Source organism: Serratia plymuthica NBRC 102599, from assembly GCF_001590925.1.
GTDB classification, from domain to species: Bacteria; Pseudomonadota; Gammaproteobacteria; order Enterobacterales; family Enterobacteriaceae; genus Serratia; species Serratia plymuthica.
This window is the reverse complement of sequence record NZ_BCTU01000011.1, coordinates 219,767-239,038: the sequence shown is the minus strand read 5'-3', so window position 1 is coordinate 239,038 and position 19,272 is coordinate 219,767. Positions and strand designations below refer to the sequence as shown.

20 protein-coding genes and 3 tRNA genes are annotated in these 19,272 nt (G+C 53.5%); 7 read left to right on the top strand and 16 right to left on the bottom strand.

The window, feature by feature from the left end; all coding sequences use genetic code 11:
• Positions 1-11: 11 nt before the first annotated feature.
• The 5 genes from SPL01S_RS24470 (at position 12) to SPL01S_RS08355 (ending at position 4,129) form a co-directional block, all read left to right on the top strand.
• Entirely contained in the window at positions 12-146 is a 135-nt protein-coding gene (locus tag SPL01S_RS24470) for a GpE family phage tail protein (protein ID WP_013811556.1), read from the top strand.
• On the top strand, positions 139-2,196 hold the full coding sequence (locus SPL01S_RS08370) for a phage tail tape measure protein (protein WP_062869676.1): 2,058 nt from the start codon (positions 139-141) through the stop codon (positions 2,194-2,196). Before SPL01S_RS24470 ends, SPL01S_RS08370 begins: the two co-directional genes overlap by 8 nt.
• A 12-nt stretch (positions 2,197-2,208) precedes the next feature.
• Positions 2,209-2,670 carry a phage tail protein gene (locus SPL01S_RS08365; protein WP_062869675.1) on the top strand — a complete coding sequence of 154 codons (462 nt, stop codon included), beginning with the start codon at positions 2,209-2,211 and terminating at the stop codon, positions 2,668-2,670.
• A complete protein-coding gene (locus SPL01S_RS08360) occupies positions 2,667-3,821 on the top strand; it encodes a contractile injection system protein, VgrG/Pvc8 family (RefSeq protein ID WP_062869674.1) in 1,155 nt (384 codons plus the stop codon). Before SPL01S_RS08365 ends, SPL01S_RS08360 begins: the two co-directional genes overlap by 4 nt.
• A gap of 89 nt (positions 3,822-3,910) precedes the next feature.
• The gene (locus SPL01S_RS08355; RefSeq protein WP_013811552.1) at positions 3,911-4,129 is read left to right on the top strand and encodes an ogr/Delta-like zinc finger family protein; all 219 of its coding nucleotides are present in this window, start codon (positions 3,911-3,913) and stop codon (positions 4,127-4,129) included.
• Between the two features lie 163 nt (positions 4,130-4,292).
• On the opposite strand, the gene rplS is transcribed toward SPL01S_RS08355, so the two are convergent.
• The 5 genes from rplS to ffh form a co-directional block, all read right to left on the bottom strand.
• Positions 4,293-4,649 (bottom strand): 50S ribosomal protein L19, encoded by a 357-nt coding sequence (gene rplS / locus SPL01S_RS08350; RefSeq protein ID WP_004950372.1) that lies wholly within the window; start codon positions 4,647-4,649, stop codon positions 4,293-4,295.
• Positions 4,650-4,703: 54 nt separating this feature from the next.
• Entirely contained in the window at positions 4,704-5,471 is a 768-nt protein-coding gene (trmD, locus tag SPL01S_RS08345) for a tRNA (guanosine(37)-N1)-methyltransferase TrmD (RefSeq protein ID WP_006323688.1), read from the bottom strand.
• Between the two features lie 52 nt (positions 5,472-5,523).
• On the bottom strand, positions 5,524-6,072 hold the full coding sequence (gene rimM / locus SPL01S_RS08340; protein WP_004950368.1) for a ribosome maturation factor RimM: 549 nt from the start codon (positions 6,070-6,072) through the stop codon (positions 5,524-5,526).
• 18 nt (positions 6,073-6,090) lie between these two features.
• Positions 6,091-6,339 carry a 30S ribosomal protein S16 gene (gene rpsP / locus SPL01S_RS08335; RefSeq protein ID WP_004932501.1) on the bottom strand — a complete coding sequence of 83 codons (249 nt, stop codon included), beginning with the start codon at positions 6,337-6,339 and terminating at the stop codon, positions 6,091-6,093.
• A 216-nt stretch (positions 6,340-6,555) separates the two neighbouring features.
• Positions 6,556-7,917 carry a signal recognition particle protein gene (gene ffh, locus SPL01S_RS08330; protein WP_062869673.1) on the bottom strand — a complete coding sequence of 454 codons (1,362 nt, stop codon included), beginning with the start codon at positions 7,915-7,917 and terminating at the stop codon, positions 6,556-6,558.
• 169 nt (positions 7,918-8,086) lie between these two features.
• On the opposite strand from ffh, the gene SPL01S_RS08325 reads away from it, so the two are divergent.
• Together SPL01S_RS08325 and SPL01S_RS08320 are read left to right on the top strand one after the other, a co-directional pair.
• Positions 8,087-8,878 (top strand): cytochrome C assembly family protein, encoded by a 792-nt coding sequence (locus tag SPL01S_RS08325; RefSeq protein ID WP_006323686.1) that lies wholly within the window; start codon positions 8,087-8,089, stop codon positions 8,876-8,878.
• A 42-nt stretch (positions 8,879-8,920) separates the two neighbouring features.
• On the top strand, positions 8,921-10,210 hold the full coding sequence (locus tag SPL01S_RS08320) for an HlyC/CorC family transporter (protein ID WP_004950356.1): 1,290 nt from the start codon (positions 8,921-8,923) through the stop codon (positions 10,208-10,210).
• 71 nt (positions 10,211-10,281) lie between these two features.
• Here SPL01S_RS08320 and luxS read toward each other — a convergent pair whose 3' ends face one another.
• The 11 genes from luxS to recA all read right to left on the bottom strand — a co-directional run bounded on the left by luxS (position 10,282) and on the right by recA (position 19,229).
• Entirely contained in the window at positions 10,282-10,797 is a 516-nt protein-coding gene (gene luxS, locus SPL01S_RS08315) for an S-ribosylhomocysteine lyase (RefSeq protein ID WP_004950350.1), read from the bottom strand.
• A 166-nt stretch (positions 10,798-10,963) separates the two neighbouring features.
• Positions 10,964-12,526: a glutamate--cysteine ligase gene (gene gshA, locus SPL01S_RS08310; RefSeq protein WP_013811549.1), complete on the bottom strand. Its 1,563-nt coding sequence runs from the start codon at positions 12,524-12,526 to the stop codon at positions 10,964-10,966.
• Between the two features lie 82 nt (positions 12,527-12,608).
• Positions 12,609-13,037, bottom strand: a complete 429-nt coding sequence (locus tag SPL01S_RS08305) for a YqaA family protein (RefSeq protein ID WP_041416753.1) — start codon at positions 13,035-13,037, stop codon at positions 12,609-12,611.
• On the bottom strand, positions 13,034-13,600 hold the full coding sequence (gene yqaB, locus SPL01S_RS08300) for a fructose-1-phosphate/6-phosphogluconate phosphatase (RefSeq protein WP_063198791.1): 567 nt from the start codon (positions 13,598-13,600) through the stop codon (positions 13,034-13,036). Before yqaB ends, SPL01S_RS08305 begins: the two co-directional genes overlap by 4 nt.
• 176 nt (positions 13,601-13,776) lie before the next feature.
• Positions 13,777-13,853 (bottom strand) — tRNA-Arg (locus SPL01S_RS08295).
• A 60-nt stretch (positions 13,854-13,913) separates the two neighbouring features.
• Positions 13,914-13,990 (bottom strand) — tRNA-Arg (locus SPL01S_RS08290).
• Positions 13,991-13,993: 3 nt separating this feature from the next.
• Positions 13,994-14,086 (bottom strand) — tRNA-Ser (locus SPL01S_RS08285).
• Positions 14,087-14,395: 309 nt separating this feature from the next.
• Positions 14,396-14,581: a carbon storage regulator CsrA gene (gene csrA, locus SPL01S_RS08280; RefSeq protein ID WP_004950328.1), complete on the bottom strand. Its 186-nt coding sequence runs from the start codon at positions 14,579-14,581 to the stop codon at positions 14,396-14,398.
• Between the two features lie 252 nt (positions 14,582-14,833).
• Positions 14,834-17,461 (bottom strand): alanine--tRNA ligase, encoded by a 2,628-nt coding sequence (gene alaS, locus SPL01S_RS08275; RefSeq protein WP_063198788.1) that lies wholly within the window; start codon positions 17,459-17,461, stop codon positions 14,834-14,836.
• A gap of 132 nt (positions 17,462-17,593) precedes the next feature.
• On the bottom strand, positions 17,594-18,100 hold the full coding sequence (gene recX, locus SPL01S_RS08270; RefSeq protein ID WP_004950322.1) for a recombination regulator RecX: 507 nt from the start codon (positions 18,098-18,100) through the stop codon (positions 17,594-17,596).
• 64 nt (positions 18,101-18,164) lie between these two features.
• The gene (gene recA / locus SPL01S_RS08265) at positions 18,165-19,229 is read right to left on the bottom strand and encodes a recombinase RecA (protein ID WP_004950320.1); all 1,065 of its coding nucleotides are present in this window, start codon (positions 19,227-19,229) and stop codon (positions 18,165-18,167) included.
• Positions 19,230-19,272: the final 43 nt, after the last annotated feature.

Here is a 19,272-nt window from a genome sequence, read left to right as displayed (position 1 = left end):
CCGTTCTGACCGTGGACGATCTGATGGCGGACATCGCAGTGATTTTTCATTGGCCGCCATCGGAGATGAGCGGCATGACGTTGACAGAGCTAATAGGCTGGCGCCACAGGGCGCTGCAACGCAGCGGAGTAAATACAGATGAGTAATACCGACAGCAAAGAGGCGTTGGCGAAAGAGGACGCCGCAGTCCGAAACCTCAGCAAAAAGCGGAGGTTAGAGCAGAAGAATTATTCTCAGTTAACCCAGTTACTGAAAATAAAAGAAGCACAGTCAGATATATTCCAGAAACTCGAGGAGATTAAAAATACCCGTAACACCTTGCCCAAATTTCTATCTTCGCCCGAGGATATCGAAACAACACAACAAGTTAATCTGAATTACGTTGTGCAAAAGGCCCGTGGCGCCATCGCGTCATTCCAACAAAACCGGCTTGAACGACAACTACAGGCAAAAGGAATAGATACTGCGGATTTAGTCGGAGCCCAACAACAAGCCAAAAAAAAATCGGACGTGACTCAAAGTTATATTAACCATCATCGCAGTACCGGCCAAAAACTGCGTCAACAAAGACGCACTGAGGTACTTGATGATTTTCAAACCCGTCAGAATGGAATTGGAAAAATTCGCGACGTCAGTTCGCAAGGCTTTGGCCTGGCCAACAAAGCCTTCGACACCGGTAAAAAATTACTGCTACCGGGGATAAAGTTTGAACAACAAATGTCCGGAGTACAAGCGCAGCTGGGATTAGATAGCGGCGATCAACGGCTGATCGCCCTGCGTCAGCAGGCGACCAGCAGAGCAGCCAAGGGGCAATCCGCACAGGATGTCACTCAGGCTCAATCCGCTCTGGCGAGCGCCGGCTATAACCCACAAGACGTTCTGGCTGCCGTTCCCGCCGCGCTGAACCTGGCCAAGGCTAGTGGTAGCAGCATTGATGAAGCAGTAAAAGCGCTGTCGGGCATCCAGCAGGCTTTTCAACTGCCTGCCGATCAGGCGGAAAACATCGCCGATGTGATGGCCAAGGCCAGCAGCAGTTATCAGTTGAGCCTTTCCGATCTCGATAAAAAAATGCAGGCCGCCGCTCCGGCAGCCCTAAAGAACGGCATGGGGCTGGAGCAAACCGCCGCGCAATTGGCGCCTCAGGGGCGTAGCCTGGGGAAAGTAGACGGTGCCGCTCAGGCTATCGTCACCGTCAGGGGCGACAATCTGGATGGCGATATCAAGAAGCTTTTCGCCTCATGGGACAGTATCCGCATCGATCTGTTTACCGGCCAAGACTCGTCCCTGCGTCAGCTGACGCAGACCGCGACCGGCTGGTTAAACACCCTCGCTCAATGGTCGACAGAAAACCCCGCATTGGCCAACAGCTTAATGACGGTAGGTATTGCCATTACCGCACTGCTTGGCGGCCTGTCGACTATTGGCACCTTTATCGTCCCGGCATTGAGTGCCATCAACATGTTGATGGCCGGTGCTGGCCTGCTGGGCAGCGTATTTACCTCCGTTGGTACGGTTATTGCCGGTGCCTTTGCCGCTCTCAGCCTGCCGATCGTCGCCGTAGTGGCGGCCATTATCGGCGGTGCCGCTTTAATTTATAAATATTGGGAGCCTATAAGTGCCTTTATGGGGGGAGTAGCAGAAAGTTTCAGCGCGGCTATGGGGCCGATCAGCGATGCATTTTCTCCAGTTATTGCCGCTTTCAACAGCGTGATGGATACGTTAAGGCCAGTATACGACTGGTTCAAGGCTTTGTTGACACCAATCAAAAGCACGCAAGAAGAACTGGACACCGCTGCAGCTTACGGAAAGAAGCTGGGTGAATGGCTGGTCTGGGCCTTTAGGTTGCCCGGCGATGCGCTTAACCAACTCATCGGCTTAATAGGTAAGGCGAGGGGGTTTATCGATAAAGCCATCGGGTGGTTTGGCAATGAAAAAGCGGATCCTACTTCACCAGAATACGACAGCAGCCTTTCTCCCAGCGGCGGTGTGTTGAGTCTGGGGAACGAAAACTATCGTGCCGTTCGCCCAACGAGTGGCCCTGTCGTTACCGATCACAGCGTGCTGACCAATAACGTCGCCATCAGTGTACCTGCGGGGAGTACGCGTGAGGAAATGGAGCACATCGTCCGTACCGCCATGATGGACGTCGAGAATACCCGCCGTAATCAAAACCTCAGCGCTTATGCGCTTACATAAGGAGCCAGACTCATGATGCTAACATTGGGGTTGTTCGTATTTATGTTACGTACCCTACCCTACCAAAGCATGAACCGCCAGTTGAGCTATCGTTGGCCGACAGGGAGCCGCGTAGGCCAACGGCCCAGTGCTCAGTTTCTGGGGATGGACACAGAAACAATCACCCTGAGCGGACAGTTGCTGCCTGAACTGACCGGTGGTCGACTTTCGTTGCTCGCCCTGCAAACCATGGCAGAACAAGGACGGGCCTGGCCACTTATCGAAGGTACCGGCACTATTTACGGCATGTTTGTGATCGAAAAAATCACGCAGGACAACAAACAGTTTTTTGCCAACGGTCAGCCTCGCGAAATCAACTTCAGCATTACTTTGAAGCGTGTGGATGAGTCGCTGTATGCCATGTTCGGCGATTTACGTCAGCAAGCCGGCGATCTGTTGAATAAAGCGCAAAAAGCGACGGGGATTTCATTATGATCGCCGATGTATTTCAACCAATGGGGGCCAAGCCAGCTCCCGATTTTATCCTGACTCTGGCTGACAAAGATATTACCAGCGATATCCGTAACAGGCTTATTTCACTGAATATGGTGGATAACGGTGGCCTGAGCGCGGACCAATTGAGTATTTCCCTGGACGACAGCGATGGCCTGATGGCCCTGCCCACAAGGGGAGCCATTCTAGAACTGTTCCTGGGGTGGGAGAACTCGGCGCTGGTTGGCCAAGGAAAATTCATCGTCGATACCGTCGTCCATTCAGGTGCCCCTGACATGATCATGATCACGGCGCGCAGCATCGATTTTCGCGGCTCACTGAACGAATCCCGCACCCAGTCCTATTCAAATGCAACCTTTGGCGAAATAGTGCAACAAATCTCAACCCGTAATGGGCTGCGCGAACCCTATTTGAGCAATGAGCTGGCGGCAACCCGAATCCCACATGTCGACCAAACGGATGAAACTGACGTTCAGTTCCTTTCCCGACTGGCTCTGGCAAACAGTGCCCGGGTGACCGTCAAATACCAACGCCTGCAGTTTATCCGCCCCGGATACGGCCGCAGCCCTCGGGGAGAACCAAACCCGTTTAAAACACTGACCCGCAACGACGGAGACAGCCATCGCTTTGAACTAAAAGATCGCGGCAGTTACACCGGGGTCAGCGCCAGCTGGCTAAATACCGAACAGCCTGAACGGGCAAGCAGCAGCGTACAAATTGAGCGAACAAATCGCTTGGAAAATGCCCGCGTCACCCAGCATCCCGCTGCCAGGCCAAGTAACCATGCCACAACCGAACAGCAGCATACCAACAGCTATATGGTCGGTAAGGAAAAACAGGTCTATCACATTGCCAAGATCTTCAGTGACAAAGAAACTGCCATGCGGGCGGCAAAATCGTTGTTTGAACAGTTGCAAAGGGGAATAGCCACCTTCAGCATCACTCTGGCTACCGGCCAACCCGATTTGTTCCCGGAGACGCCCGTCAAGGTATTCGGTTTCAAAGAAGCTATCGATCGACAGCTCTGGGTGGTAAATAAAGTCAGTCACACCTTAAGCAACGGTGGCTTCTTCAGCAACCTGGAGCTCAATGTCTACATTGAGGGGATCGATATCGCCACTAAAGAAACCTGAGATCTCTTTCATCATATTAACTTGCTTTTGCAAGTTAATAGGTTATTATAAGTCACATAACTTGATGCAGTCGAAAGGGGGATTCAACTATGATGCACTGTCCACTATGCGGTAACGTGGCCCACACTCGCTCCAGCCGCTACCTGAGCGAGTCGACCAAGGAGCGCTATCATCAATGCCAGAACATTAACTGCAGCTGCACCTTTGCCACGCACGAGTCCGTCGCGCGGGTGATCGTAAAGCCCGGTGATATCATTCCGGCTCAGCCGCACACGGAAAAAGGCAAACAGCGCGCTGCCGCACTCTAATGCATAGCCTGCGACAGCAGGCTTTTTTATGCCTTCCAAATACAACCTGAATATCGTCTTTGCGAAATAAAATCTTGCATATGCAACTCAAAAACAATAAACATAAAAAAAGGGGTTGGCATATTGCCAACCCCTTCATAGCTATTAACTTTTGGATGCAGCGTTAGCCGACGCGGTTCAGACGCTCTTTGATACGAGCAGACTTACCAGTACGCTCACGCAGATAGTACAGTTTGGCTTTACGAACGGCACCACGACGTTTAACAGTAATGCTGTCGATTACTGGGGAGTGAGTCTGGAATACACGCTCAACACCTTCGCCGTTGGAAATCTTACGAACAGTGAATGCAGAGTGCAGACCGCGGTTACGGATAGCGATAACCACGCCCTCGAATGCCTGCAGACGTTTTTTGCTACCTTCAACGACCCATACCTTCACTTCCACGGAATCACCCGGACGGAATGCAGGTACGTCTTGCTTCATCTGCTCTTGTTCAATTTGCTTAATAATGTTGCTCATAATATGTCTCTTACCCTAGGTAAACTGATATATCGGTCCCGTCGAGCCAGATGCTCAGACGTTCCCTTCATAGTCCTGCTGCTTGGCCTGATGTTCCCGTTGGAACTCAGCCAGCAACACCGCTTGCTCGTCAGTCAGAGCTAGGCTTTCCAGAAGTTCAGGTCTTCTAAGCCAGGTACGGCCCAGCGACTGCTTTAAGCGCCAGCGACGTATCTCGGCATGGTTGCCCGACAGTAAAACCGGCGGAACCTCCATCCCTTCCAACACCTCAGGACGGGTATAGTGCGGGCAGTCCAGCAATCCATCGGCAAAAGAATCCTCTTCTGCTGAAGCCTGATGGCCCAGTACACCCGGTATAAAGCGGGCGACAGAATCGATCAGGGTCATTGCCGGCAGTTCCCCGCCGCTGAGGACATAATCGCCGATTGACCATTCTTCATCAATTTCGGTTTGGATTACGCGCTCGTCTATCCCTTCATAACGGCCACAAACCAGAATCATCTTCGAGTTGGCCGCCAGTTCGCACACGCCGGTTTGATCCAGCTTGCGCCCCTGAGGTGACAGATAAATCACCTTTGCTCCCTCGCCTGCCGCTGCTTTTGCTGCATGAATAGCTTCCCGCAAGGGTTGCACCATCATCAGCATTCCCGGGCCGCCGCCATAAGGGCGATCGTCCACGGTACGATGCCGGTCGTAGGTGAAGTCACGCGGACTCCAACACTGCACGCTCAGCAGGCCATTTTTTACTGCCCGGCTAGTCACCCCGTAATCGGTGATCGCGCGGAACATCTCAGGAAACAGGCTTACAATACCAATGAACACAAGCCAATCCCCATACCGTTATTCCACTTGTTTCGACCGTTTAATTCGGAGGTCAAAAACCAGGATCCCAATCTGCCTCAATCACGCGAGCAGTGAGATCGACTTTCTTGATAACCTGCCCATGAAGAAACGGGACCAACCGCTCCTTCATGCCGAACGCATCCTTCAGGTTAGCTTTCACAACCATCACGTCATTCGAACCGGTTTCCATCATATCGACGACTTTACCCAGCTCGTAGCCGGTGGTAGTGACTACCTGGCAACCCATAAGGTCTTTCCAGTAGTAATCATCACCTTCCAGCTCGGGAAGTTGTTCGGAATCCACGACAATCTCGCGATTGGTCAGTAGATTCGCAGCATCCCGATCGTCAACGCCTTTGACTTTGATGATCAGGTCCTGACTGTGGCGCTTCCAGTCTTCCAACTCGACAAGCTGCCATTGACCCGCCTGCTGGATAAACCAGGGCTGATAGTCAAAAATGCTTTCGGCATTCTCGGTGGATGAAAATACTCTGAGCCAACCACGGATGCCGTAAGTAGACCCCATTTTACCGAGTACAATCGGCGCGATCGGTGCTACCGGTTTGAGTTGCTTGCTCATTGCCACCACCGCGACAGATTAAGCTGCTTTCTTAGCGTCTTTGATCAGCGCGTGAACGCGATCAGAAACGGTTGCACCCAGGCCGACCCAATGTTCGATGCGGTCCAGGTCCAGACGCAGTGCTTCAGCCTGACCAGATGCGATCGGGTTGAAGAAGCCTACGCGCTCGATGAAGCGACCATCACGAGCATTGCGGCTGTCGGTCACTACTACTTGATAGAACGGACGCTTTTTAGCGCCGCCACGTGCCAAACGAATTGTTACCATAACATCCTCTTTAGTTAATAAAACAGCCGGGCCCCATTGAGGGAACGGGGCCCGGTTGCAATATAAAAAGCCCGAAAATTTTACTCATTTTGGCGCAAAAAGCAATCTAAAGCGTAGATCACCGTCAACAACTTTTTTCGGCCAGCACTATTTCGGGCGGTTTTTGCCGCAAACGGCAAATGCTTAAACACGCTCACCCCAGGGGGCAAGCGCCTGTCAGCGACCTGGGAAGCCCGGCGGCATCATACCTTTCATGCCGCGCATCATCTTCGCCATCCCGCCTTTCTTCATCTTCTTCATCATGCGCTGCATGTCGTCGAACTGCTTTAACAAGCGGTTAACATCTTGCACCTGCATGCCGGAGCCCATCGCGATACGACGTTTGCGCGAGCCTTTGATGATTTCCGGTTTGGCGCGCTCTTTCAACGTCATCGAGTTGATGATCGCCTCCATGCGCACCAGCACTTTATCGTCCATCTGCGATTTCACATTGTCCGGCAGTTGGCCGGCACCGGGCAATTTGCTCAGCATGTTCGCCATGCCGCCCATGTTACGCATCTGCTTCAACTGCTCCAGGAAGTCGGTCAGATCGAAACCGTCGCCCTTCTTCAGCTTGTTAGCCAGTTTTTCCGCTTGCTCGCGGTCAACCTTGCTTTCGATATCTTCGATCAGCGACAGCACATCGCCCATGCCGAGAATACGTGACGCTACGCGGTCTGGATGGAATGGCTCCAGCGCATCGGTCTTCTCGCCCACACCGAGGAACTTGATCGGCTTGCCGGTGATGTGACGGATAGACAGCGCGGCACCGCCACGCGCGTCGCCGTCGACCTTGGTCAGCACTACACCGGTCAGCGGCAGCGCCTCGTTAAAGGCCTTGGCCGTATTGGCGGCATCCTGACCGGTCATGGCATCGACCACAAACAGGGTTTCCACCGGCTTGATCGCCGCGTGCACCTGTTTGATCTCGTCCATCATCGCTTCGTCTACGTGCAAACGGCCGGCGGTATCGACGATCAGCACGTCGTAGAATTTCAGCTTGGCCTGCTGCAATGCACGGTTAACGATGTCGATCGGCTTTTCTTTGACATCCGACGGGAAGAAATCGATGCCGACGCCTTCCGCCAACGTTTCCAACTGCCTGATCGCCGCAGGACGGTAAACGTCCGCGGAAACCACCAACACTTTTTTCTTCTGTTTTTCTTTCAGGAATTTGCCGAGCTTGGCGACGCTGGTGGTTTTACCGGCACCTTGCAGGCCCGCCATCAGCACCACGGCCGGTGGCTGCGCCGCCAGATTCAGCTCGGTATTCACTTCGCCCATCGCGGCAATCAGCTCGCTCTTGACGATCTTGACGAATTCTTGCCCCGGCGTCAGGCTCTTGTTGACTTCATGCCCCACCGCACTCTCTTTGACGCGGTTGATAAAGTCGCGCACTACCGGCAGCGCAACGTCCGCTTCCAGCAACGCCATGCGCACTTCACGCAGGGTTTCCTTGATATTCTCTTCGGTCAGCCGCCCACGGCCGCTGATATTGCGCAGTGTGCGCGACAATCGATCGGTTAAATTTTCAAACATCGTCTCATGCTCAACGTGTAATGACAGGCCGCTTTGGCGACACAATTGCGGCGATGATAACACGAAGCGTACAGGATCTCTGCCTCAGCGTTGGAGATCGGTTGGAGTGGAACGCGCTCAACGCTATACTGGCAATCCAATTAACCATGCCGAAGCAAAATTAAACGCTATGCCAGTTTTCTCCATTGTGGCTTTGATGGCCTACCTGCTCAGCCTTGGACTGATTATTCCCAGCTTGTTGCGGAAGAACAGCGCATACCGTCGGCTTGCTATCGTCTCGGCGGTGGTGGCGCTAATTTGCCATGCCATCGCACTGCAGCAACGTATCTTTGACGTCAGCGCCGGGCAAAATCTCAGCCTGCTGAACATCGGTTCCATCGTCAGCCTGATCATTTGTTCGATCATGACCTTTGTCGCTTCGCGCAATCGCGGCTGGTTCTTGCTGCCCATCGTTTATAGCTTCGCGATGATCAATCTGGCCTTCGCCAGCTTTATGCCGGGCGAGTTCATCACCCATCTGGAAGCCAGCCCGGAGCTGATGGTGCATATAGGTCTGGCGCTGTTCTCTTACGCTACGCTGATTATTGCCGCACTGTATGCGCTGCAGCTTGCCTGGTTGGACTACCTGCTAAAAAACAAAAAGCTGTCCTTCAGTGCCGACATGCCGCCGCTGATGAGTATCGAACGCAAAATGTTCCACATCACCCAGATCGGCGTAGTGCTGCTCACGCTCACACTGTGCACCGGTCTGCTTTATATGGATAACCTGTTCAGTAAAGAGAACGTTCATAAAGCCGTGCTGTCCATTATGGCCTGGTTTGTGTACATCGTTCTGCTGTGGGGCCATTATCATGAAGGTTGGCGCGGACGCCGCGTCGTTTGGTTCAGCTTTGCCGGCGCTTTCTTGCTGACGCTGGCCTACTTCGGCAGCCGTCTGATTCAACAAGTCATGGTGCGCTAAGCCGCCTCAGGCCCTCTTTTCCCTTATATAAGGAATACCGCGTTGGAGCACGTTTCGACAGGGACCCTGATCATTATTCTGGTGATCATGATTGTGGTCTCCGCTTACTTCTCAGCATCCGAAACCGGCATGATGACGCTCAACCGCTATCGTCTCCGTCATCTCGCCAAGCAGGGTAGCCGCTCTGCCCGCCGGGTCGAGAAATTGCTGCAAAAACCGGATCGCCTGATTGGCCTGGTGTTGATCGGCAATAATCTGGTAAACATTCTCGCGTCGGCACTGGGGACCATCGTCGGCATGCGCCTGTATGGCGACCTCGGCGTAGCCATCGCTACCGGCGTATTGACGTTCGCCGTGCTGTTGTTCGCCGAAGTGCTGCCAAAAACCTTCGCGGCGCTGTACCCGGAACGTATCGCCTTCCCCAGCAGCTTTTTACTGGCACCTCTGCAGAAGGTGATGTTCCCGCTAGTGTGGCTGCTCAATGGCATCACCACGCTGATATTGCGCGTGTTCGGCATTCGCACCAACGTGCGCGTCAGCGATGCGGTGAGCAAGGACGAGCTGCGCACCATCGTCAATGAATCCCACTCGCAGATTTCCCGCCGCAATCAAGACATGCTGATCTCGGTACTGGACCTGGAAAAGGTGACGGTCGATGACATCATGGTACCGCGCAACGAAATCGTCGGTATCGACGTCAACGACGACTGGAAGTCGATCATGCGCCAGCTTACCCACTCGCCGCACGGCCGCATCGTGCTGTATCGCAGCTCGCTGGATGACGCCATCGGTATGCTGCGGGTGCGTGAAGCTTACCGGCTGATGACCGAGAAGAAAGAGTTTAACAAAGAGAATTTGCTGCGCGCCGCTGACGAAATTTACTACGTGCCTGAAGGTACGCCGCTCAATGTCCAACTGGTCAAATTCCAGCGGAATAAAGAGAAAGTCGGCATCGTGGTGGACGAGTACGGTGATATTCAGGGGCTGGTAACGGTGGAAGATATTCTGGAGGAGATCGTAGGCGATTTCACGACCTCCATGTCACCCACGCTGGCGGAGGAAGTTAATCCGCAGAGCGACGGCTCCGTACTGATAGACGGTACTGCCAACGTGCGCGAGTTAAACAAGGCGTTCAACTGGACACTGCCGGCCACCGAAGCTCGCACCATTAACGGCATGCTGCTGGAAGAGTTGGAAGAGATCCCCGAGATCGGTACCCGTGTGCGCGTAAGTCACTACGACGTCGATATCCTCGACGTGCAAGACAATATGATAAAACAGGTGCGGGTCACACCGATAAAGTCGCTGCAATCCAGCGTTCAACAGCGCTGACTTACCCACCAGAAAGAGAAAAGACGCGAACCTCGCGTCTTTTTTTTATCGCCGTAGCCTGCGGCTGTGAACTAGATATGCAGTTCCTGCAGCTTTTCTTTCGGCAGCGCCAGCTCTTCGTTGTGGTTCACTACCACGTCGTGATCAAGAATGTGCTTGGCGATTTCCTGCGCCTCTTCCAAAGAGTGCATGTGATAAGTCCCGCACTGGAACTCATTCAGCTCAGGAATTTTGCGCTGGTCAGTCACTTTCAGCACGTCGGACATCGCCGCTTTCCACGCATCGGCAACGCGCTGCTCTTCCGGCACGCCGATCAGACTCATGTAGAAACCGGTGCGGCATCCCATCGGGGAGATATCGATAATCTCAACGCCCTGGCCGTTCAGATGATCGCGCATAAAGCCGGCAAACAGGTGTTCCAGCGTATGAATGCCGCGTTCTGGCATCACTTCCAGGTTCGGCCGACAGAAGCGCAGATCGAACACGGTGATGGTATCGCCATGAGGAGTTTTCATGGTTTTCGCGACGCGGACAGCCGGGGCTGCCATGCGGGTATGGTCTACGGTGAAGCTATCCAGCAGTGGCATTTCGTTACCTCCTCGTGAAAGAGTATTTATTTCGAAACTTTTTTAACTAACCAGGAAACCTTTTCCAACCCAGCGAGTCTGAGTATGTGAAAGACGCGCATTTGTTATCATCATCCCTGTCATCAGAGATGCATATTTGGCCACATTGATGTGGCCTTTTTCTTTTTCAGCCCCCGCCGTGTTGCTTCAGGAACTCTTCAAAGCTTAGCGTATCGCTGGCTTCTATGTTGCGTTGACGCTGCCATGAGGCTTCCTGTTCCTTCGCCAGATCGGCTTCGGTCAGAATTTCCAACGGCTCTTCCATCAGCATCTGACGGTACTGCTCTGCCAATTGCAAGCCCACACGGCCTGTTCCCTCTTCCTTCATCGCTTTCAGGATTCGAGCAGAGAACGTCAGCTCCGGATCGTCAAACGCCGCAACCAGTTCATCGCAAACTTGCTGATACTGGCGATCGCCGGCTTCGCTATCCAGCACCTCCGCCACGCGTCGCAGATCGTCAAACAACGCCTTACCGACTTTCTCCAGCGGTTCACGGCTGTCATCACAGCCCATACCGATGGTTTGGCCAGGCTTGCGTCCTTCGAGGATCACCCGATTCCAGTTTTTGCGCGTGCACAGCAATTCATCACTGTTCATCTCTGGCGCATCGGCCAGCACACACCACACCAGGAACAGGTCCAGGAAGCGCGCCTGCACCGCATCCACGCCGATTGGCGAGAACGGGTTGATGTCCAGCGAACGAACTTCGATATATTCGATACCGCCGCGCAGCAGCGCATCTGACGGCGTCTCACCGCTTTTGGTCACGCGCTTCGGCCGGATCGGCGCATACAGTTCATTTTCAATCTGCAGCACGTTACTGTTCAATTGCAGGTAACGATCGCCGTCCTTTACACCCAATTCGGCGAACTCTTCAGAAGGCGTGACAATCGCCCGCTTCAGACCGGCGACATAACTTTGCAGATCGTTGAAGGTAATGCCCAGATTGCTCTGAGATTTATTGGTGTAGCCCAGGTCGCTCAATCGCAGCGAAGTGGCATACGGCAGATAGCACATCCCCTGTTCAGTACGCTCGAACGGCAATGCGGTTTCACGCCCTTTCAGGAACGAGGAACAGATCGCCGGCGACGCGCCGAACAAATACGGGATCACCCAGCCAAAACGGTAGTAATTGCGGATCAAGCGGAAGTAGCCCGCCGAAATCTGCTCTTTACCGCTTTCTGCGTCTTTTACGCCGGCCCATGCCTGCCAGAACTCCAGCGGCAGCGAGAAATTGTAATGCACGCCGGAAATGGTCTGCATCAACGCACCGTAGCGATTTTTCAATCCTTCACGGTACAGCGTTTTCATGCGGCCAATATTCGACGAACCGAACTGCGCCAGCTCAATGTCTTGCTCGGCTTCAATAAAGCACGGCATGCTGAGCGGCCACATGCGTTCATCACCCAGATTACGCGCCACGTGACGATGGATATCACGCAGGAACGTCAACAGATGGTCGAGGTTATCGTCAACCGGCGTAATAAACTCTAACAGCGCCTCGGCAAAGTCTGTAGTAATCCAATGGTGCGTTAATGCCGCCCCCAACTTTTCCGGATGTCCGGTTGTCGCCAGTTTTCCGTCCGCAGTGACACGCAGCGTTTCACGCTCAATGCCGCGACGAATACCTTTTAATGCATGGGGATGGGCTTCCAACCAAGAAAGCGCCTGTGATACGTCCGGGATCAAATTGACCTCCCGCTTCTAAAAACAATAACTCGTAAGCATACTGAATCTGCACCCGAGTGAATATTGAGTTATATTCACTTCGTTAATGCCACCAGGCCATTCCCTGTAACGTTATCATAGTCAAAATGATGTAACGCAGCGCCTTTCCGATACACAGAAACAGCGCTACAGGGCCCCAGGGCATGCGCAGCCAACCTGCCAACACGCACAACAAATCGCCCACTACCGGCACCCAACTGAGCAACAGCGCAGCCGGGCCAAAGCGTTTCATCCACCCGAGCGCCGTCTCCAGCCCCCGCTGCGGTTTCAACGCCGGCAACAAGCGTCCTATAATGACATTGGTCAACCCACCGAGCGTATTCCCCAACGTCGCGGCCAACACCAGTAATTCCGGTGAGGCACGGCTGTTGGTCAGCAAGGCAACCAAAACAATCTCTGAATTTCCCGGCAGCAGCGTCGCACTGAGGAAGCTGCTGCCGAATAACGACATAACCGCCAGCGTACTACTCAAAGCGTGCGAACGTCTACGACAGCCATATTGGCGCTTTTCGCCGCCTGAATACCGAAATCTGCGTCTTCAAACACCACGCATTTTTCCGGCGGCACACCCATCAGCTCGGCGCAACGCAGGAAAGTATCGGGTTCGGGCTTGTGCCGCAGTACGTCATCGGCACCCACGATCGCATCAAAACAGTGGAACAGGCCCAAATGGCGTAGCAAAGACTCCGCCATACGGTGTTCGCTGCCGGTGCCAACCGCCATTGGACGACGGCCGTGATAGGCTTTGACTACCTCAATCAGCGGCAATGGGCGCACGGTATCCAGCAGCATAGTTTCCACCGCACGGGTTTTCTCCGCAGCCAGTTGATGGGGATCGAGATCGGCCTGATGGCGGGTAATAATCGACTGGGCAATGTGCCAGCTCGGAGAACCGTTCAGCGCCACCATAGCCGCTTCATCAAACGTCATACCGTAACGGGCCAACACCTCGTGCCACGCTTTACGGTGCGTCGGCTCGGTATCAAGGATAGTGCCGTCCATGTCGAAGATCAGACCCTGATAGCGGTCGTACATCGTTACTCCATGATCGTTGAGGAAAGAAAACTACTTTAGCGTAAAGCCGGAAGGTTGTCGCTGATCGCGTAATGGCGGAATGTGCTCTGGGAAAAGTCCGGTGAGAAGAGAAGTGCTGAAAGTATTTTGCCAAAGCCGGAAAAGCGAAAAACCCGCCAAAGCGGGTTTTTCTTAGATGGTGCATCCAGGAGGATTCGAACCTCCGACCGCTCGGTTCGTAGCCGAGTACTCTATCCAGCTGAGCTATGGATGCACAGGAATTCTTTTTTGATACCGTATGGTACGTTTTACTACCCCACCATACTGCAAAATATGGTGCATCCAGGAGGATTCGAACCTCCGACCGCTCGGTTCGTAGCCGAGTACTCTATCCAGCTGAGCTATGGATGCAAATGGCGGTGAGGCGGGGATTCGAACCCCGGATGCAGCTTTTGACCGCATACTCCCTTAGCAGGGGAGCGCCTTCAGCCTCTCGGCCACCTCACCATACGCTTCTTTCGAATTGTGCCTAACTTGCTTTAGAGAAGCTCATCGGCACTGCGTGGCGCACATATTACTTTCTCCGACTTTTAAGTCAAACAATTTTTCCCAACTCACGTGCGTTTGAGCAATTCACGCTCAACATGGGCAATTTCACGGCAAAAGGAGTGTTTTATCAACAGGCAACCAGGGTAAAACCGCAAACAAAGCGAATGGCTGCAATCGGGAAATGAGAAGAAGAAAGCGGGAAAGGATAATAATGGGCACAAAAAAGCTCAGTAGCGTCTCGCCAAGCAACGAGACGCTGCTTCGAAATCAGAAGGTCGTCTGTTGAGACTTCTCTGCCTGAATGCGCTGATAGATTTCTTCGCGGTGCACTGACACCTCTTTAGGGGCATTCACACCAATACGAACCTGGTTGCCCTTGACCCCTAACACTGTGACAGTGACCTCATCGCCAATCATGAGGGTTTCACCAACTCGACGAGTCAGAATTAACATTCTTTGCTCCTTGAAAGATTAAAAGAGTCGGGTCTCTCAGTTTCCCCGTCATTATCCATCATATGCTGCGAAAACGTAAGCCATCTAACCCACAATAAGTGTAAGCAGGCTTGGTCTCACCTCAGATAATAATAAGTTTAGCCGACCTGAAAAACTTTGTTCCCGGAATTGTAACTAAATTGTGTTAGCACAGGCTAAAAACGCCATAATCAGCAATGAGTTATGGCGTTTATAAGTGCTATTTATTTATATTCACAGTTTCGAAGCCACCCAGGCCTCTACGCTGTTTAAGGCCGCAGGCAGGGCACTGACATCGGTACCCCCGGCCTGCGCCATGTCGGGGCGCCCACCCCCTTTGCCGCCAACCTGCTGCGCTACGTGACCGATCAACTCGCCGGCTTTCACCCGGTCGGTCAAATCTTTGGTCACGCCGGCAATCAGGCTAACCTTATCGTCAGCCGTAGTGGCCAGCACGATAATTGCGGAACCCAGCTGATTTTTAAGATCGTCAACCATGGTCCGCAGCATTTTCGCCTCAACGCTATCAAGCTGGCTGACCAACAGCTGCACGCCATTGACTTTTTTCGCCTGGCTGGACAACGAAGCGCTTTCCTGCGCAGCCTGCTGATCTTTCAACTGCTGCAACTCTTTCTCCAGTGCGCGAGTACGATCCAGCACCGCACGCACCTTGTCCGTCAGGTTGCTATTGTCACCTTTCACCAACTGCGCAACGTCCTGTAACAGATCGTTTTGCTGATGAAGGGTCGCAATCGCGCCCTCGCCGGTTACGGCTTCAATACGGCGAATACCCGCTGCGGTACCTGATTCGGTCAGAATGCGGAACAGGCCAATATCACCGGTACGGCTGGCGTGAGTACCGCCACACAGTTCGGTAGAGAAGTCACCCATGGTCAGTACACGTACGCTGTCGTCGTACTTCTCGCCAAACAGCGCCATCGCGCCCTTCTCTTTGGCATCGTCCAGCGCCATCACTTCGGTTTGCACCGGCAGGTTACGACGCACCTGCTGGTTAACCAAATCTTCCACAACGCGGATTTGTTCCGGTTTCATCGCTTCAAAATGCGAGAAATCAAAACGCAGATATTTATCGTTAACCAGCGAGCCTTTCTGCGCCACGTGCTCACCCAGCGTCTGACGCAATGCGGCATGCAGCAGGTGGGTAGCCGAGTGGTTCAAACGAATACGGTTACGGCGGGCGATATCAATCTGCGCATCGACGCGATCCTTCACCTTCAGCACGCCATGGGACAACTTGCCCTGATGCCCGATAGCCTGGCCGTATTTCTGCGTATCGCTAACCACAAAGTCCGCGCCGGCGGCTTTCAGCACGCCTTTGTCACCAACCTGACCACCTGACTCACCGTAGAATGGCGTTTCATCCAGTACGACAACAGCCTCTTCGCCCGCGTGGATCTCATCCACCGGCTGGCCATCGCGGAACAACGCCGTCACTGTAGCCTGCTGTTCTTCGTGGTCATACCCGCTGAACTGACTGGCGCCATCAACGCGGATCATGCTGTTGTAGTCGGCACAGAAGCCGCTGGACTCGCGCGCACGGCGGCGCTGCGCTTCCATAGCTTGTTCGAAGCCGGCTTCATCCACTTTCAAACCGCGCTCACGGCACACGTCTGCGGTTAAATCGACCGGGAAACCGTAAGTGTCATACAGGCGGAAGGCGGCTTCTCCATCCAGGGTATCGCCCTGCAGATTGGCCAGCTCTTCATCCAACAACGCCAGACCACGCTCCAACGTACGGGCAAACTGGTCTTCTTCGGTTTTCAACACTTTCTCAACCAGCGATTGCTGACGCTTCAATTCGTCGGCTGCCGGACCCATGACTTCGATCAGCGGCGCAACCAGTTTATAGAAGAAGCTCTCTTTCGCGCCCAGCATGTTGCCATGGCGGATAGCGCGACGGATGATGCGACGCAGCACGTAGCCGCGGCCTTCGCTTGACGGCATTACGCCGTCTGACACCAGGAAGGCACAGGAACGGATATGGTCGGCGATAACACGCAGGGATTTGTTATCCAAATCAACCGCGCCGGTCACTTCCGCCACAGCGGTAATCAGCTTGCTGAACAGATCGATTTCATAGTTGGAGTTCACATGCTGCAGCACCGCGGCAATGCGCTCCAGGCCCATACCGGTATCTACCGAAGGTTTTGGCAGAGGCAACATAGTGCCGTCAGATTGACGGTTGAACTGCATGAAAACGATGTTCCAGATCTCGATGTAACGATCGCCATCCTCTTCCGCGCTGCCTGGCGGGCCACCCCAGATGTGATCACCGTGATCGTAGAAGATCTCGGTGCACGGGCCACATGGGCCGGTATCGCCCATTTGCCAGAAGTTGTCGGACGCGAAGGCCGCCCCCTTGTTGTCGCCGATACGGATAATGCGTTCCGCCGGTACGCCAATCTGCTTCTGCCAGATATCGAAGGCTTCGTCATCGGTTTCATAGACGGTCACCCACAGCCTTTCTTTCGGCAGGTTAAACCAGTTTTCGCCGGTCAACAGTTCCCATGCGTAGCTGATGGCATCGTGTTTGAAATAGTCGCCGAAGCTGAAGTTGCCCAGCATTTCAAAGAACGTATGGTGACGCGCGGTATAACCGACGTTCTCCAGATCGTTATGCTTACCGCCCGCACGCACGCAACGCTGTGAGGTAGTGGCGCGGGAATAGGCACGCTTGTCCAGCCCCAGGAAAACATCTTTAAATTGGTTCATGCCGGCATTGGTAAACAACAATGTCGGATCATTGTTAGGTACCAGGGAGCTGCTCGCTACAACCTGGTGGCCTTTACTATGAAAGAAATCGAGAAACGCTTGACGGATCTCAGCGGTGCTCTTGCTCATAATTTTCCCGGAAAGGCTAGAATAACGACACGTGAGCAAGAGCGCGGCATCCTGACGATGGCATCTGGCTCACGAACAAAAAGTGGGGATAAGATAAATTTTCTTCAGAGGGAAGTAAAACCCCGTGTGCGCTCATTGCGCAAAATCACGGTAAATTGACTGAATTTCTTCCTGAAAGAAGCCCCGATAGAGCAGATAACGCTGCACTTTGGCTTTCTCTTTCCAGTCCGTTGGCAGCTCGTCGCCAAATTTACGCTGCGCCACCAGTTTGGCTTGTTCACACCAGTCGATATCACAGTCTGCCAGCGCAGTCTGAGTCAGCTCTTTATCCACGCCCTTTTGCATCAATTCCGAGCGAATGCGCTGCGCGCCGTAGCCTTTACGGCTGCGACTGCCGATATAACTGCGGGCAAAGCGTTGATCGTCCAGCCAGTTGTGCTGGTAACAATAGGCAATAACCTGTTCGATAACGGCGGGATCTACGGGTTCTTCAGGAGGAGGCGCAGAGGGGCTGGGGGTCTTGGAGCCGAATCTGGCTTTCGCCATAAATGGCTGCGCCGCAAGTTTGCGGCGCAGTTCAGCTTCACTATGATCGCGTTGCGACAGCAGGCGCATTGCGCGGCTCAGCAAATCATTCATTATTCAAGCCTGATTTAATCGACGCTGGTGCGGCCTAAACGGCACGCACCAGCCTCAACAGCGATTAAAACTCTTCGCTGGTTTCAGCTTCGCCATCATCGAAGCTTTCATTGGTAGCAGTAACCAGTTCACCGTTGCTGTGCAACAGCAGATCGCGCAGTTTTTTGTCCAACTCAGCGGCAACAGCCGGGTTTTCTTTCAGGAAGTTGCAGGCATTCGCCTTGCCCTGACCGATTTTATCGCCGTTGTAACTATACCAGGCGCCGGCTTTCTCGATCATCTTGTGCTTAACGCCCAGATCGACCAGTTCACCGCGGCTGTTGATGCCTTCACCGTACAGAATTTGGAACTCAGCCTGCTTGAATGGCGCAGCGATTTTGTTTTTCACCACTTTAACGCGGGTTTCACTGCCCACCACTTCATCGCCTTCTTTAACCGCACCGATACGGCGGATATCCAGACGAACGGAGGCATAGAATTTCAGTGCGTTACCGCCGGTGGTGGTTTCCGGGTTACCGAACATGACACCGATTTTCATACGGATCTGGTTGATGAAGATCAGCAGCGTGTTGGCGTTTTTCAGGTTACCGGCCAGCTTACGCATCGCCTGGCTCATCATACGTGCCGCAAGGCCCATGTGTGAGTCACCGATTTCACCTTCAATTTCCGCTTTTGGCGTCAACGCCGCTACGGAGTCAACGATGATCACGTCAACCGCACCAGAACGGGTCAAGGCATCACAAATTTCCAGAGCCTGCTCACCGGTGTCCGGCTGGGAACACAGCAGGTTGTCGATATCGACGCCCAGTTTTTTGGCATAAATCGGGTCCAGCGCGTGCTCGGCATCGATAAATGCGCAAGTTTTGCCTTCGCGCTGTGCGGCAGCGATAACCTGCAGCGTCAGAGTGGTTTTACCGGAGGATTCCGGGCCATAAATTTCAACGATACGGCCCATTGGCAGGCCGCCCGCACCCAGTGCGATATCGAGTGACAGTGAGCCGGTGGAGATCGTTTCTACATCCATAGAACGGTCTTCACCCAGACGCATGATGGAGCCTTTGCCGAACTGTTTCTCAATCTGGCCCAGTGCCGCAGCTAACGCCTTTTGCTTGTTCTCATCAATAGCCATTTTTGCTCCTTCGTTTCGCAATGCCGGTGTTACCCCACACTGC